The organism is Rahnella sp. JUb53 (assembly GCF_004346065.1).
Classification (GTDB): domain Bacteria; phylum Pseudomonadota; class Gammaproteobacteria; order Enterobacterales; family Enterobacteriaceae; genus Rahnella; species Rahnella variigena.
In genome coordinates this window covers 229,661-243,709 of the sequence record NZ_SLYT01000003.1, presented here as the reverse complement: position 1 = coordinate 243,709, position 14,049 = coordinate 229,661, and the positions used below count along the sequence as shown (strand labels likewise).

The 14,049-nt window shown below is 50.3% G+C and carries 14 protein-coding genes; 3 read left to right on the top strand and 11 right to left on the bottom strand.

Annotation, left to right across the window (positions count from 1 at the left end; translation table 11 throughout):
- Window positions 1-81 precede the first annotated feature (81 nt).
- The 5 genes from recO to lepA all read right to left on the bottom strand — a co-directional run bounded on the left by recO (window position 82) and on the right by lepA (window position 5,428).
- Complete coding sequence (recO, locus tag EC840_RS08870) at window positions 82-819, bottom strand: DNA repair protein RecO (protein WP_113876186.1); 738 nt, start codon at window positions 817-819, stop codon at window positions 82-84.
- Window positions 820-830: 11 nt separating this feature from the next.
- Complete coding sequence (gene era, locus EC840_RS08865; protein ID WP_112288188.1) at window positions 831-1,736, bottom strand: GTPase Era; 906 nt, start codon at window positions 1,734-1,736, stop codon at window positions 831-833.
- Entirely contained in the window at window positions 1,733-2,413 is a 681-nt protein-coding gene (gene rnc, locus EC840_RS08860) for a ribonuclease III (RefSeq protein ID WP_013576719.1), read from the bottom strand. The genes era and rnc overlap by 4 nt, the downstream gene beginning before the upstream one ends.
- A 210-nt stretch (window positions 2,414-2,623) precedes the next feature.
- Window positions 2,624-3,601: a signal peptidase I gene (gene lepB, locus EC840_RS08855; protein WP_112288187.1), complete on the bottom strand. Its 978-nt coding sequence runs from the start codon at window positions 3,599-3,601 to the stop codon at window positions 2,624-2,626.
- A gap of 27 nt (window positions 3,602-3,628) precedes the next feature.
- Entirely contained in the window at window positions 3,629-5,428 is a 1,800-nt protein-coding gene (gene lepA / locus EC840_RS08850; RefSeq protein ID WP_113876187.1) for a translation elongation factor 4, read from the bottom strand.
- Window positions 5,429-5,854: 426 nt separating this feature from the next.
- On the opposite strand from lepA, the gene EC840_RS08845 reads away from it, so the two are divergent.
- Window positions 5,855-6,673 carry a DUF6585 family protein gene (locus tag EC840_RS08845; protein ID WP_113876188.1) on the top strand — a complete coding sequence of 273 codons (819 nt, stop codon included), beginning with the start codon at window positions 5,855-5,857 and terminating at the stop codon, window positions 6,671-6,673.
- A 74-nt stretch (window positions 6,674-6,747) separates the two neighbouring features.
- Here EC840_RS08845 and rseC read toward each other — a convergent pair whose 3' ends face one another.
- The 4 genes from rseC to rpoE are packed head-to-tail and all read right to left on the bottom strand — an operon-like array spanning window position 6,748 to window position 9,457.
- Window positions 6,748-7,224, bottom strand: a complete 477-nt coding sequence (rseC, locus tag EC840_RS08840; protein ID WP_132965007.1) for a SoxR-reducing system protein RseC — start codon at window positions 7,222-7,224, stop codon at window positions 6,748-6,750.
- Between the two features lie 29 nt (window positions 7,225-7,253).
- A complete protein-coding gene (gene rseB, locus EC840_RS08835) occupies window positions 7,254-8,204 on the bottom strand; it encodes a sigma-E factor regulatory protein RseB (RefSeq protein WP_113876190.1) in 951 nt (316 codons plus the stop codon).
- Window positions 8,204-8,851 (bottom strand): anti-sigma-E factor RseA, encoded by a 648-nt coding sequence (rseA, locus tag EC840_RS08830; RefSeq protein ID WP_112288182.1) that lies wholly within the window; start codon window positions 8,849-8,851, stop codon window positions 8,204-8,206. The genes rseB and rseA overlap by 1 nt, the downstream gene beginning before the upstream one ends.
- A 30-nt stretch (window positions 8,852-8,881) precedes the next feature.
- The gene (gene rpoE / locus EC840_RS08825) at window positions 8,882-9,457 is read right to left on the bottom strand and encodes an RNA polymerase sigma factor RpoE (protein WP_037040184.1); all 576 of its coding nucleotides are present in this window, start codon (window positions 9,455-9,457) and stop codon (window positions 8,882-8,884) included.
- Between the two features lie 214 nt (window positions 9,458-9,671).
- Between rpoE and nadB the strand changes: the two genes are divergently transcribed.
- Window positions 9,672-11,273 (top strand): L-aspartate oxidase, encoded by a 1,602-nt coding sequence (gene nadB / locus EC840_RS08820; RefSeq protein WP_192878624.1) that lies wholly within the window; start codon window positions 9,672-9,674, stop codon window positions 11,271-11,273.
- 67 nt (window positions 11,274-11,340) lie between these two features.
- Here the strand turns inward: nadB and EC840_RS08815 are convergent, their stop codons facing one another.
- Window positions 11,341-12,000 carry a methyltransferase gene (locus EC840_RS08815; RefSeq protein WP_207914750.1) on the bottom strand — a complete coding sequence of 220 codons (660 nt, stop codon included), beginning with the start codon at window positions 11,998-12,000 and terminating at the stop codon, window positions 11,341-11,343.
- Between the two features lie 243 nt (window positions 12,001-12,243).
- Here EC840_RS08815 and srmB point away from each other — a divergent pair, with 243 nt between their 5' ends.
- The gene (gene srmB / locus EC840_RS08810; protein WP_132965003.1) at window positions 12,244-13,569 is read left to right on the top strand and encodes an ATP-dependent RNA helicase SrmB; all 1,326 of its coding nucleotides are present in this window, start codon (window positions 12,244-12,246) and stop codon (window positions 13,567-13,569) included.
- Between the two features lie 90 nt (window positions 13,570-13,659).
- On the opposite strand, the gene grcA is transcribed toward srmB, so the two are convergent.
- Complete coding sequence (gene grcA / locus EC840_RS08805; protein WP_112288177.1) at window positions 13,660-14,043, bottom strand: autonomous glycyl radical cofactor GrcA; 384 nt, start codon at window positions 14,041-14,043, stop codon at window positions 13,660-13,662.
- Window positions 14,044-14,049: the final 6 nt, after the last annotated feature.

Genomic DNA, 14,049 nt, shown 5'->3' with positions numbered 1-14,049 from the left:
ATTGATTTATGAGTGGATCAGAAAAGCTACTTTCTGCAGTTTACACCCTTGAGAGTAGCGACGTGTAGCCCGGAATCTGAATTAGCTGGAAGAATTGTCAGAAGGTGAGACAGGCTTTTTGACCTGAAACTGGCGAAATAGCTCACGACTTTTCAGGGGCTTGCCGCCGAGATAGGGTTTCAGTGCCATGCGGGTAAAACGTTTTGCAGCACGCAGCGTGGAAACATCCGGAAAATCCCGGCTGGCCAGCGCTTTCAAATCACGCCCGGTGAAGCTGGAATTATCAATGACCAGACTGGCGATAAAGCCTTTTTCTTCACGATAGCGGTAGGTCATGGTGTCGCTGACTTCTTCGCCACTGCCCGCGCAATGCAGGAAATCCACGCCATAGCCCAGATGGTGTAAAAGCGAGAGTTCAAACTGACGCAAAGCGTACTCAGGCGAACCACTGGCGCTGGCAAGATTTTGCAGACAATTAAGATAGTCGAAGAATAACGAAGAGTAATTAGCTTCCTGCTCAAGTACGCGGGAAACGAGTTCATTGACGTACAGGCCGCTGTAAAGCATCAGACCTGAAAGGGGAAGTGCCAGAGAAACCGGCTCGGCATTACGCAGGGTTTTGACTTCTCCCCGCCCGCTCCAGCGAACCAATAAAGGCGTAAAAGGCTGCAGGCAGCCTTTTAAATTGGACCGGCGGCCACGCGCACCTTTAGCCAGTATGCGTACCCGCCCTTGTCCCTCAGTGAATAAATCCAGCATGAGACTGGTTTCACTGTAAGGTCGCCCATGCAAAACAAATGCGCGTTGCCAGCCTTCCATAGGCGCGGACCTTATAAGTCGTCTACATAACCCAGGCTACGCAGCGCACGTTCGTCGTCTGCCCAGCCGGATTTGACCTTAACCCACAACTCAAGATGGACTTTCGCTTCAAACATGTTTTCCATGTCCTGGCGGGCTTCAATGCCAATCGTCTTGATTTTAGAGCCTTTGTTGCCGATAACCATTTTCTTCTGGCCTTCACGTTCTACCAGAATCAGGCCATTGATATCGTAACCGCCGCGTTCATTGCTGACGAAGCGTTCGATTTCTACGGTCACGGAATACGGCAATTCTTCGCCGAGGAAACGCATCAGTTTTTCACGGATGATTTCAGAGGCCATGAAGCGCTGTGAACGGTCAGTGATGTAATCTTCCGGGAAGTGGTGAACCGCTTCCGGCAGACGTTTGCGCACCAGAGCTGCAATGGTATCCACGTTGGTGCCTTTCTCTGCTGAGATAGGCACGATATCAACGAAGTTCATCTGCTCACTCAAGAATTGCAAATGTGGCAGCAATTTAGACTTATCGGTGACGTTATCAATCTTGTTGATTGCCAGCAGAACCGGTGATTTCAAATCACGCAGTTTGTTGACCACCATTTCGTCATCCGGAGTCCAGTGAGTGCCTTCAACCACGAAGATCACCAGTTCTACATCACCAATCGAGCTGCTTGCAGCGCGGTTCATCAGACGGTTAATGGCACGTTTTTCTTCGATGTGCAGCCCCGGGGTGTCCACGTAGATAGCCTGGTATGGCCCTTCGGTGTGGATACCCATGATGCGGTGACGCGTGGTTTGCGGTTTGCGGGAAGTAATGGAGATTTTCTGCCCCAATAATTCATTCAGCAAGGTAGATTTACCGACGTTAGGACGGCCTACGATTGCAACAAAACCACAGTAATTCTTTTCTTCGCTCATTCAAGCTCCAGCTGTATCAGCGCTTGTTCCGCTGCCGCCTGCTCGGCTTTACGGCGGCTTGAACCGGTTCCTACAACCGGCTGGTTCAAGCCACTGACCTGGCAGTGGATGGTAAACTCCTGATCGTGCGCTTCACCGCGAACCTGCACAACCAGATAAGAAGGCAACGGCAGATGACGACCTTGCAAAAACTCCTGTAAACGGGTTTTTGGGTCTTTCTGCTTATCACCGGGACTGATTTCGTCTAAACGACTACGGTACCAATCGAGAATCAGCTTTTCGACGGTCTGGATATCACTGTCCAGGAACACGCCGCCAATGAGTGCCTCCACCGTATCCGCAAGAATCGACTCGCGGCGGAAACCACCACTTTTCAATTCGCCCGGCCCTAAGCGTAAGCATTCGCCGAGATCGAATTCACGTGCCATTTCAGCTAACGTATTTCCACGTACCAGCGTGGCACGCATACGACTCATATCGCCCTCGTCTACACGAGGAAAACGATGGTACAGCGCGTTAGCTATTACATAACTAAGAATTGAGTCACCCAGGAACTCTAAACGCTCATTGTGTTTACTGCTTGCGCTGCGGTGAGTCAGTGCCTGCAATAAAAGCTCCTGCTGTTGAAAAGTGTAGCCCAGCTTCCGCTGAAGCCTGTTTATTACGATGGGATTCATGAGTTACCAATAGATCAAGAATGCGTCAAAAACTTCAGCATACGGAACAGGCCTGCTTCGCCCTAAGCCAATCCAAAGCTGTTTCGTTTGCAGTGGCTCCTCCTGTTCGTTTTAAATAAAAACGTAAAATCAGGGGAGCCAACTTTTATCGCCCGAAAGGATATTCTACAACGAGTGGAAATATAATGCTGCGCTAACGGGCACCATTAATTAATGAATTCCACCGATACGGCTTAAACGAACACCGGTAGGCCATTCACCTTCCTGTTTTTTAAAGCTCATCCAAATTGCAGACGCTTTACCCACTAAATTCTTTTCAGGTACAAAGCCCCAATAACGGCTGTCAGCGCTGTTATCACGGTTATCGCCCATCATGAAATAATGGCCGGCAGGAACGACCCATGTCCCCAGCGGTTGGCCCGGTTGCTGATAATACGCACCCAGTTGGTCACGCGCGCCCGGCACAGTCAGAATACGATGCGTGACATTGCCCAGCGTTTCATTACGCTGAACAAGACGGACACCGTCTTGCGGAACATTGCCTGTCGGTGGCGTTTCAAAGAAACCACTGCTGGCTTCGCCACCAGAAGACTGACCAAAAGTCTGCACGAAATCGCTGGCAACGCCGGTGTCATAAGTCACCGCCAAAGCCGTGTTGCAATTTTTGCCGCTGTCGCAGGCTGGCTGAACGGTCACCTGCTTGCTGAACGGATCGTAAGTCACCCGGTCGCCTGGCAAACCGACCAGACGTTTAATATAGTCCACGCTTGGATTAAGCGGATATTTAAATACCACCACATCGCCGCGTTTTGGTTCACCGGTCGGGATAAGCTTGGTCTGGGTAATAGGATCCTTCAGGCCATAAGCATATTTCTCAACCACAATGAAATCGCCAATAAGCAACGTTGGCATCATAGAGCCAGATGGGATCTGGAACGGTTCATAAATAAATGAACGCACCACAAACACAACTAACAATACCGGGAATACAGAAGCACAGGTTTCCACCCAGCCTGGCTGCTTCGCGACTTTGCTCAGCGTTGTATCGTCAACCGCCCCGCCCGTTTCAGCCTTAATTTTCGCAATTTTAGCCCGGCGTGCAGGTGCCAGCTTGAAGCGATCAAGGCACCAGATAATCCCTGAAACCAGCGTTGCAATCGCCAGGATCAGGGCAAACATGTTAGCCATGCATACTCCCTACAACTCAATGAGGATTTATTTGCTTTCTTTACCCACGTGAAGAATGGCCAGGAACGCTTCCTGCGGTAACTCAACGTTACCCACTTGTTTCATGCGTTTCTTACCGTCTTTCTGCTTCTGCAGAAGTTTCTTCTTACGGCTGACGTCACCGCCATAACATTTGGCGAGAACGTTTTTACGTAATTGCTTCACGGTGGAACGGGCAATGATGTGAGCACCAATTGCCGCCTGAATAGCAATGTCGAACTGCTGACGCGGGATCAGTTCCTGCATCTTCTCAACCAGCTGGCGTCCACGGAACTGTGAATTGCCACGGTGAGTAATCAGTGCCAGTGCATCCACACGGTCGCCGTTGATTAGAACATCAACACGCACCATGTCAGAAGTCTGAAAACGTTTGAAATTGTAATCGAGGGACGCATAGCCGCGCGATGTTGATTTCAGACGGTCGAAGAAATCGAGGACTACTTCAGCCATCGGAATTTCATACGTCAGCGCAACCTGATTGCCGTGATAGACCATATTGGTCTGCACGCCACGTTTCTCAATACACAAGGTGATCACGCTGCCCAGATATTCCTGCGGCATCAGCATGTGACACTCAGCAATTGGCTCGCGTAATTCCAGAATGTTATTCAGCGCCGGAAGCTTAGACGGGCTGTCGACATAGATGGTTTCGTTGCCGGTGGTCAGAACTTCGTACACAACGGTCGGTGCCGTGGTGATCAAGTCCAGATCGTATTCACGTTCCAGACGTTCCTGAATGATTTCCATGTGCAGCAGACCGAGGAAGCCACAACGGAAACCAAAGCCCAGCGCGGTAGAACTTTCCGGTTCATAGAACAGGGAAGCATCGTTGAGGCTCAATTTGCCTAACGCATCGCGGAAGTTTTCATAGTCATCGGAACTGACCGGGAACAGACCAGCATACACCTGAGGTTTCACTTTCTTGAAACCAGGCAAAGCCTTTTCTGCAGGCTGACGAGCCAGCGTCAGGGTATCGCCCACTGGTGCGCCAAGGATGTCTTTGATCGCACAAACCAGCCAGCCTACTTCGCCGCAGTTCAGAATGTCTTTATCAACACGTTTAGGCGTGAAGATACCCAGACGATCGGCGTTATACACCTGTCCGGTACTCATAACTTTGATTTTGTCGCCTTTTCTCATGGTGCCGTTTTTGATACGCACCAGAGAAACCACGCCAAGATAGTTATCGAACCAGGAGTCGATGATCAGAGCCTGCAATGGCGCATCAGGATCACCTTCCGGTGGCGGAACATCACGCACCAGACGCTCCAGAACTTCAGGCACACCCACACCGGTTTTAGCTGAACAACGGACTGCATCCGTCGCATCAATTCCCACGATGTCTTCAATTTCCTGAGCTGCGCGGTCAGGATCAGCAGCAGGCAAATCGATTTTGTTCAGAACCGGAACTACTTCCAGATCCATTTCCATCGCAGTGTAGCAGTTCGCCAGCGTCTGCGCTTCTACGCCCTGACCCGCATCCACAACCAGCAATGCGCCTTCACAGGCGGCCAGTGAGCGGGAAACTTCGTAGGAGAAGTCGACATGTCCGGGAGTATCGATAAAGTTCAGGTGGTAAATCTGCCCATCTTTCGCTTTGTAATCGAGCGTCACGCTTTGCGCTTTGATGGTGATACCGCGCTCGCGCTCAAGATCCATAGAATCGAGAACCTGCGCTTCCATTTCACGATCGGACAAGCCGCCGCAAATTTGAATAATACGGTCTGACAGCGTCGACTTACCGTGGTCAATGTGGGCAATAATGGAGAAATTTCGTATATGCTTCATTATAAAAGTTTTTCTACCTTGGTATTTCTGAATCATTCGCCATGAACATACAGCGACGGTTTGTAGGTTGGCTGTCTTTCGCCTAAGTCGCAGCATTCTACATGCCAGCACCGTGAAAACCTAGTATCGGTACATCCTAACTCCAGATTATGCGTGCTTTTTCTGAAGGAAATCCCCACATTTTCATTTGTTTTCATTCCCGGACTGTTCTTTCAGCGTCGCCCTGACTTTTTTTGGGCATTTCGTCTGTGTTTTTTAGACTCAGGCAGGTTTTAGGAAAATGCCCATATACAAAAACGCACTTGCACACCTAATATATTGTTATAAAAGAAATTACATTATTTCAATTCACAAAGTTTTAATTCTCATTCTTCCTATTCATTCGTTTTTTTATTATTAATTCAATCCGGTCACAAGGTTATCAATATGATCAATGAAGGGCGGCTGCTCAGTCAGCATGGCTTTGCCAAAGCCAACTCTTGGATCACTCTGGTCCTTTCAGTGCTTTTGCTGGTGGGCGGTGCCGTACAAATCGCTTTTTTCCTCGCCTTCGGCCATACCGCTGACGGGCTGCATAGCGTGGTGGTATCTGCCTTGCTGAGCATTGCGCTCGGTGTCGTGCTTATTTTATTGAGACGTTTGATTCGACCGAATCAGGTCTATCAGCTTCATGAAAATGGTATTTTGGTTATAAGCCAGCTAGATAAAAAGAACCGGTTTATTCCGTTCGACAGAATCTCGGATATATACCGTTTCAGAACGGGTAAATATACACGTCGCATTTTAAATACGATGATGTTCCGTGAGGAAAATAGCAAAACATGGCACCGGATCACGCCGAACATTGCTAATTCAGAACGGCTGATTGATGTTATTAAGAATGAACAACTGATGTTTCGTGGCCCCTGGGCTTTGAATACGCTAGCGCAGGGCGGAGACATTCTTTTTACCTGCATGGTAAATTCGCACTGCGGACTGAAACGCTTTATCGGTTCTAACCTTCTGACAATGAACGAGAAAAGGATCCGGTTGAGTGCATTAATGCTGACCACCGAAGAAGGAAAGACAATACCCGTTGAAGACATTCAGTTTATCAGCGGCGGGAGCAACAGCCCGTTAATCAGATTGCTTGATAAACACGGCCGGATTTTGTTCTCTGTTGCCTATACTTCACTCTCCAGTGCCGATCTTTTCATCGCCCTGATTGAGCATATGATTCAGAACCGTATCCCGGTCAGAAACTAAAAATGCCACTGGCTCGTCTGAGTCAGTGGCATTTGTTTTCGCATCGTTCCGGGTAGCACGAAAGAAGTCACATATTACGAAGGAAGCTCGTTATCCGCAGAATAACGGAATGCGTTCGGCGGTAATCCCACCTGCAAAACCACCGGCTGATAGCCCGATTTACCGTCGACTTTTGCCGCCAGTGCTTTGGCGATGATAAATCCCAGACCGCCGCCCAGCACGGCACCGATCACTGCGTACATGTCTGCTTTAAACAGAGCCTGCAGTATTCCGCCTCCGGCAATCACCCCAAACAGCGGTGTCATATAAACCAGAAATGCAGAGCGCAGCAAACTGCCCTCCGGTATTCCCAGTTCAACTTTCTGACCCGGCTCAAGGGGCTCAGCAAAACTGACCTGAAGATTATGGCCAGTCTGTGGTCCCAGTTCATTCAGCACCCGGGCACCACAACCTGAACGCGAATGGCAGCTACTGCAACCGGACTGCGTTTCACAGCGCAGTGATGCAATACCGTTTTGCCACGACACCACAGTGGCCCATTCTTTCATCATACAATCACCCGGATTTATTTAGCCAAAAGTCATTTGGCAGAGAAAACAATGCTTTCAGCAATACGTTTTGCTGTGGAAGGCGGCAATTCACCGACGACAGTAATCTCATTACCGTTACGAACTTCCGTTTGTACGGTTCTTCGCCCTTGTCTGATTAACTGCTCAGAGGGGCCGTTAGTGGTAGCACTGATATTGACAGAGAAGCTGAACAATCCGTCAGTATACAAACGGGATTCTATCGTGACTGGCATATTTGGCAAGCTTCTGCGACTGCTCGCCACTTCAGCTACCCCCGCCGGAAGCCATTTCACTTGCCATCCAAACTTAATCGGCTCAGAAGCAGGTAACGAAAGTACCGGCGGCAGATTGGCTTTCTCAAGATCAGCAAGAGCCACTATGACTTGATTACCATCATCAAAGCTGATGACCCTGAACTGTTCCAGCGTTTCGCCATCGCGATCTAATAAATCCACACGCATTGGCAACTTAGTCTGCTCATCAATCCAGATAACATAGCTGAACCTTGTGCCATCACGCGAAACCACGCGGATCACCTGGCTCAGACGGTCTGCGGCACGCGCGCGACCTACGGCGATGAAATCATAGTATTTTGACAGCTGGGAGAAATCGCTGAATACAATGGAGGGCAGGGAATCAACAATATGATCGCCATCCAGAGTAAAAGGCTGAAGCCCGGTCTCGAAGTAGCTGATGTCTTTTCCGCGCTGGACAATTTCACGGCGCGGACCATCCATCAGTACCAGTTGAGCGAGCGAGGATTGATTAGAAACAGCATGACGATAGCGAAAGGAATCAATCCCTTGCTTCGTGATGTTGATAAAACCCATTTCATAATTCAGCGACTGACTGGCTTTACCCATCCCTTGTAATAACGCCTCGGAAGTGGGATCTGCCGAGGCGATACTTGGAGTAAGCAGGCTGCCCGTCACTAAACAAGCGGCAAACCAAAATTGCTTCATTACTGCGTTTGCGTTCCTAAAGACTGAGTTCCTGGGACCTGAACAGCGGCTTGCTGTGGAGTAACAGGTTCGAGCTGAAGTTGCTCAGAATGCAAGCGGCGTTGCAGTTCGTAATCCTGCAACATAGCATTGATACGCTTACGTTGCTCCTGCACATTTTGTTGCCCGCTGGTGGTATTGCCTTCATTTGGCACGCCGAAGCTGACCGGAGAGGCTTTACCCATCATTGGCAAAGTATTAAATGCTGGCGTTTCCGGAGAAGCGCCCGACGCGTCAGGCTGGTTATAGTGCTGCACACCGACAATCACAGCCAGCGATACGCAAGCAGCTACGCCAACCTGAGTCAGCTGGCTCGCCCAAGGGCGCACCTTCTGCCAGAAAGGCATTTTTTGCCAGGTATGAGGCTGAGGCTGCGATTCTGTTGCGGAACCCGGCACCAGTTTAACCGGCTCGTTTGCCAGCGCTGCGGCCACACGGTCTGCGATATCCAGATGCACCACATTCCCAATATCACCGCGTAAGGTATCGCGGATCAAATGATAACTCTGCCAGTCTTGCTGAAGCTTGGAATCTGTTGACAAAGAACTCAACAGTTCAGAATCAATGGCTTCACCATCCATCAGAGCGGAAAGCTTTTCTTTCTGCATGCCTAAGTACCCTTCCTGTGTCCGTCATCTCTAACGCTGGATGAGCGGCTGAACCTTGTTATCAATTGCTTCCCGGGCACGGAATATACGGGATCTTACCGTACCCACCGGACAATCCATGATGGCGGCTATTTCTTCGTAGCTCAATCCATCTAACTCCCTTAAGGTGATCGCCATGCGAAGATCTTCAGGAAGTGCTTCAATAGTACGGAAAACTATCTGTCGTAATTCTTCAGACAACATTAAGTTCTCAGGGTTCGAAATTTCTTTCAGGGCACCGCCACTTTCGAAATTCTCGGCTTCGTTCGCATCGACATCACTGGATGGCGGACGACGCCCCTGAGCGACCAGATAATTTTTCGCTGTGTTGACTGCAATACGATACAGCCAGGTATAAAAAGCACTGTCGCCGCGGAAAGATTCCAGCGCACGATACGCTTTGATAAAAGATTCCTGAACCACATCAGGCACATCGCCTTGTGGCACGTAGCGGGATACAAGGCTCGCTACTTTATGCTGGTAACGAATAACCAGTAAATTGAACGATTTTTGATCACCCTTCTGGACCCGCTCAACCAGAACTTGATCGGCTAACTGCTCGCTCATCCGAGGTAAAATCTCCCCAAAACTATCTCCGCGCTTAGAATCGTACTGCCAGCTTTCATCATTATATTCCTGAGCAAGTACTGCTTGGAGTTCACATGGAACGATTAGTTCCACATCGCCATTGTTTTTTCTATTGAAGTCTTAAGCCCGTGGCTTTTGCACGGAGGTTTAGGCTAACATGAATTTCCCTCTTCTTCTGCAAACATCATACGTTATGCAACCTTCATCTGAATTTGTTAGCGATGTATTGATAATCGGAAGTGGCGCTGCGGGCCTTTCTCTGGCTTTGCGACTTGCAGACCACTGTCACGTCACTGTTCTCAGTAAAGGCCCCCTCAACGAAGGCTCTACGTTTTACGCCCAGGGCGGAATTGCCGCCGTTTTCGACGAAGCAGACAGCATTGCCTCACATGTTGATGACACATTAATTGCCGGCGCAGGCTTATGCGATAAAGAAGCTGTTGAATTTATCGCCAGCAATGCACGACATTGTGTGCAATGGTTGATCGACCAGGGCGTCCTGTTTGATACCGAAACCAACGCGAGCTCAGAAGAGCGTTATCATCTGACACGCGAAGGCGGTCACAGCCACCGTAGGATCCTGCATGCTGCTGATGCTACAGGTAAAGAAGTAGAGACTACGCTGGTTGGGAAAGCAAGGGCGCACGCCAATATTTGCGTGAAAGAACGCTATAATGCCGTTGATTTAATTACCTCAAGCAAACTTGGATTACCGGGCACCCAACGCGTGGTCGGTGCCTATGTCTGGAACCGCGACAAAGAGCATGTAGAAACACTGCGAGCCAAAGCCGTTGTTCTCGCCACAGGCGGTGCCGCTAAGGTGTATCAGTACACCACTAACCCGGATATCTCTTCAGGCGATGGCGTCGCCATGGCGTGGCGTGCAGGTTGTCGGGTTGCCAATCTGGAATTCAATCAGTTCCATCCGACCTGCCTCTATCATCCTCAGGCGCGTAACTTCCTGCTGACCGAAGCGCTGCGTGGCGAAGGTGCCCTGCTCAAACGTCCGGATGGCACGCGGTTTATGCCTGATTTCGATGAACGAGGCGAACTGGCGCCGCGTGATGTTGTTGCACGTGCTATCGACCATGAAATGAAACGTCTCGGTGCAGACTGCATGTATCTCGATATCAGCCATCGCCCGCCGGAATTCATTAAGCATCATTTCCCGATGATTGATGAAAAGCTGCAATCGCTGGGCATCGACCTGACCAGACAGCCCATTCCGATCGTGCCGGCTGCGCATTATACCTGCGGCGGCGTGATGGTAGATCAGCACGGTCGTACCGATCTCGATGGTTTGTATGCGATTGGCGAAGTCAGCTATACCGGTCTGCATGGCGCTAACCGTCTGGCTTCTAACTCACTGCTGGAATGTGTGGTGTACGGCTGGTCGGCAGCGGAAGACATTATTAAGCGCCTGCCTCATGCCAAGCTGGCAAAAAACATTCCGCAGTGGGATGAAAGCCGGGTGGACAATTCCGATGAACAGGTGGTTATCCAGCATAACTGGCATGAGCTGCGCCTGTTTATGTGGGACTACGTGGGAATTGTGCGTACAACGAAACGCCTGGAGCGCGCACTGCGCCGCATCATGACGCTGCAACAGGAAATTGACGAGTATTACGCCAACTTCCGTATTTCCAATAATCTGCTGGAATTGAGAAATCTGGTGCTGGTGGCTGAACTGATCGTCCGCAGTGCGCTGGAGCGTAAAGAAAGTCGTGGCCTGCATTACACGCTCGATTATCCTGATTTACAGGAAAATCCGCAGCCCACTATTTTGCAGCCATAGGTTTTACAGTGTTAGTTTCGAAAGAGTGCGAAGGAACGCACTTTTCGGCCCCTCACCCTTTGCCCCGTTAATAATTCAGATAGAAATCGGTGATCAGCGTGCAGAACTCTTCGCTGTAAACGCCTTCCGATTTCCGCAATGCCAGTTCCTCATCCGTGCGTTCAACAAATTGCCTTGATAATGTCAGCAGCAAACGGTTAAGCGGTTTTCCCGGCCGGTCTCGAACGGCCATGCGCCACGCACTGAACCAGCCGTTCTGGTGAGCCAGCGTTTCAAATGCCAGACCGATGTCATAGGGCAGAACAACGCTGAACAGCCCTTCCGGCGCAATCAGCATCTGCGCGCATTCAAGCAGCGCTTCATGTGTCAGGGTTTCTGTGTAACGGGCAGCATTACGGGCTTCATCGCGGCAGGCAACGGCCGATTCAAAATAAGGCGGATTGCTGACAATCAGATCATACTGAGCAGGATATTTTTGCGCGTACTCATTAATATCCTGCGCATGGACAGACAATCTATTCGCCCAGACTGATTCGCGGAAGTTTTCAGCTGCCTGTCCGGCGGCCGCAGGTTCCAGTTCTACGGCATCGATAACAGTGTTAGATTCGCTGCGCTGTGCCAGCATCATGGCAATCAGACCGCTGCCACAGCCAATATCAAGAACACGTCGTGCCTGAGTGACCGGCGCAGTCGCACCCAGCAGAACACCGTCTGTGCCAACTTTCATCGCGCAACGGTCATGTGCGACGAAAAACTGTTTAAAGGTAAAACCATTGCGCCGTAAAGGCTGTGCGGAACTGACTTCTTTTGTCACTCATTTCACCGTAATAACGCCAGCCAGCAGGGCCGGGAACGAAAACTGTCGTAGCATAGGGCAAAGAGAAGCAGAGTAAAAGCCACGCAAACCGCTTAAATAGGTGAAGATCGCGTCTAACACGTCTATAATCGGCGCCCCAAGTAGAGGTAGACCATGACTGTAACCACTTTTTCCGAACTCGAACTCGATGAACGCCTGATTGAAGCCCTTGGCGACAAAGGCTATAGCCGTCCTACTGTCATTCAGGCAGAGGCCATTCCGCCAGCAATGGACGGACGCGATGTGTTGGGTTCGGCTCCTACCGGCACCGGCAAAACAGCGGCGTTCCTGCTGCCTGCATTGCAGCATTTGCTGGATTTCCCGCGTAAGAAATCTGGTCCGCCACGAATTCTGATCCTCACGCCAACCCGTGAACTTGCTATGCAGGTTGCTGAACAGGCGCGTGAGTTAGCCAAACATACCGAACTGGATATCGCGACCATCACTGGCGGCGTGGCTTATATGAACCATGCCGAAGTGTTCAGCGAAAACCAGGACATTGTCGTTGCGACAACCGGACGTTTGCTGCAATACATTAAAGAAGAAAACTTCGACTGCCGCGCAATCGAGACGCTGATCCTCGACGAAGCCGACCGCATGCTGGACATGGGTTTTGCGCAGGACATCGAAACCATTTCTGCCGAAGCACGCTGGCGCAAACAGACGTTGCTGTTCTCCGCAACGCTGGAAGGGGAAGCCATCCGTGAATTCGCAGAACGCATTCTGACTGAGCCGGTAGAAATCGAAGCCGACCCGTCACGCCGCGAACGCAAAAAGATCCTGCAATGGTATTACCGTGCCGACGATCTGGTGCATAAAACCCAGATGCTGATCCATTTGCTGAAACAGGAAGATGTCACTAAATCGGTGATCTTCGTGCGTAAGCGCGAGCGTGTGCATGAACTGGTTGCCTGGTTACGCGAAGCAGGGATTAACTCCTGCTATCTCGAAGGCGAAATGGTACAGGTTAAACGTACCGAAGCCGTTAAACGTATGGTCGAAGATCGCGTTAACGTGCTGGTTGCCACCGACATCGCCGCGCGCGGTCTGGATATCAACGACATCAGCCACGTCTTCAACTTTGACCTGCCGCTGACCGCTGATATCTATCTGCACCGCATCGGCCGTACCGGTCGTGCTGGCCGCAAAGGCACCGCGATTTCCTTCGTGGAAGCGCATGACCATCTGCTGCTCGGTAAAATCGGTCGTTACCTGAATGAACCACTTAAAGCGCGCGTGCTGGAAGGCTTCCGTCCTAAGACCAAAGCACCTAGTGAAAAAGTGACCGGTAAGCCATCGAAGAAAGTGCTGGCGAAACGTAAAGAGAAGCAGAAAGCGGATCAGGAAAAATCGAAGGTGAAAGTGAAAGTTCGCCATCGTGACAGCAAAAACGTCGGCAAGCGCCGCGTTAAACCTGACGCAGCAAAAGACGCCTCCTAATCAGGCCTGATTTGATGCAAAGAAAAACCGCCCCTAAAGGCGGTTTTTTTATTCCTGCTATTACCTGAAAACTGAAACGCTCAGAGGCGATTACAGGCTTTCAGTGAAAGTACGGGTAATCACGTCACGCTGCTGTTCAGCAGTCAGTGAGTTGAAACGTACCGCATAGCCAGACACACGAATAGTCAGCTGTGGGTATTTCTCAGGATGTTTAACCGCATCTTCCAGCGTTTCACGACGCAGTACGTTAACGTTCAGGTGCTGACCACCTTCCACGCGCACGGTCGGCTGAACTTCCATTGGCACTTCACGGTATTCAAACTTGCCAAGATCGCTGACAGCCACAATCTGGTCTTCCGCAAAACCCGCTTTTGCACATACACAGCGAGCTTCTGCTTTTTCATCATCGAGCAGCCAGAAAGAGTTTTTCAGCGCTTCGTTGTCGGTTTTAGTAATTTGGATCCCGGTGATCATATGTTG

Excerpts from the sequence above, each read along its gene's own strand:
- recO (WP_113876186.1), bottom strand. The coding sequence starts at position 819 with ATGGAAGGCTGGCAACGCGCATTTGTTTTGCATGGGCGACCTTACAGT.
- era (WP_112288188.1), bottom strand. The coding sequence starts at position 1,736 with ATGAGCGAAGAAAAGAATTACTGTGGTTTTGTTGCAATCGTAGGCCGT.
- rnc (WP_013576719.1), bottom strand. The coding sequence starts at position 2,413 with ATGAATCCCATCGTAATAAACAGGCTTCAGCGGAAGCTGGGCTACACT.
- lepB (WP_112288187.1), bottom strand. The coding sequence starts at position 3,601 with ATGGCTAACATGTTTGCCCTGATCCTGGCGATTGCAACGCTGGTTTCA.
- lepA (WP_113876187.1), bottom strand. The coding sequence starts at position 5,428 with ATGAAGCATATACGAAATTTCTCCATTATTGCCCACATTGACCACGGT.
- EC840_RS08845 (WP_113876188.1), top strand. The coding sequence starts at position 5,855 with ATGATCAATGAAGGGCGGCTGCTCAGTCAGCATGGCTTTGCCAAAGCC.
- rseC (WP_132965007.1), bottom strand. The coding sequence starts at position 7,224 with ATGATGAAAGAATGGGCCACTGTGGTGTCGTGGCAAAACGGTATTGCA.
- rseB (WP_113876190.1), bottom strand. The coding sequence starts at position 8,204 with ATGAAGCAATTTTGGTTTGCCGCTTGTTTAGTGACGGGCAGCCTGCTT.
- rseA (WP_112288182.1), bottom strand. The coding sequence starts at position 8,851 with ATGCAGAAAGAAAAGCTTTCCGCTCTGATGGATGGTGAAGCCATTGAT.
- rpoE (WP_037040184.1), bottom strand. The coding sequence starts at position 9,457 with ATGAGCGAGCAGTTAGCCGATCAAGTTCTGGTTGAGCGGGTCCAGAAG.
- nadB (WP_192878624.1), top strand. The coding sequence starts at position 9,672 with ATGCAACCTTCATCTGAATTTGTTAGCGATGTATTGATAATCGGAAGT.
- EC840_RS08815 (WP_207914750.1), bottom strand. The coding sequence starts at position 12,000 with ATGAAAGTTGGCACAGACGGTGTTCTGCTGGGTGCGACTGCGCCGGTC.
- srmB (WP_132965003.1), top strand. The coding sequence starts at position 12,244 with ATGACTGTAACCACTTTTTCCGAACTCGAACTCGATGAACGCCTGATT.
- grcA (WP_112288177.1), bottom strand. The coding sequence starts at position 14,043 with ATGATCACCGGGATCCAAATTACTAAAACCGACAACGAAGCGCTGAAA.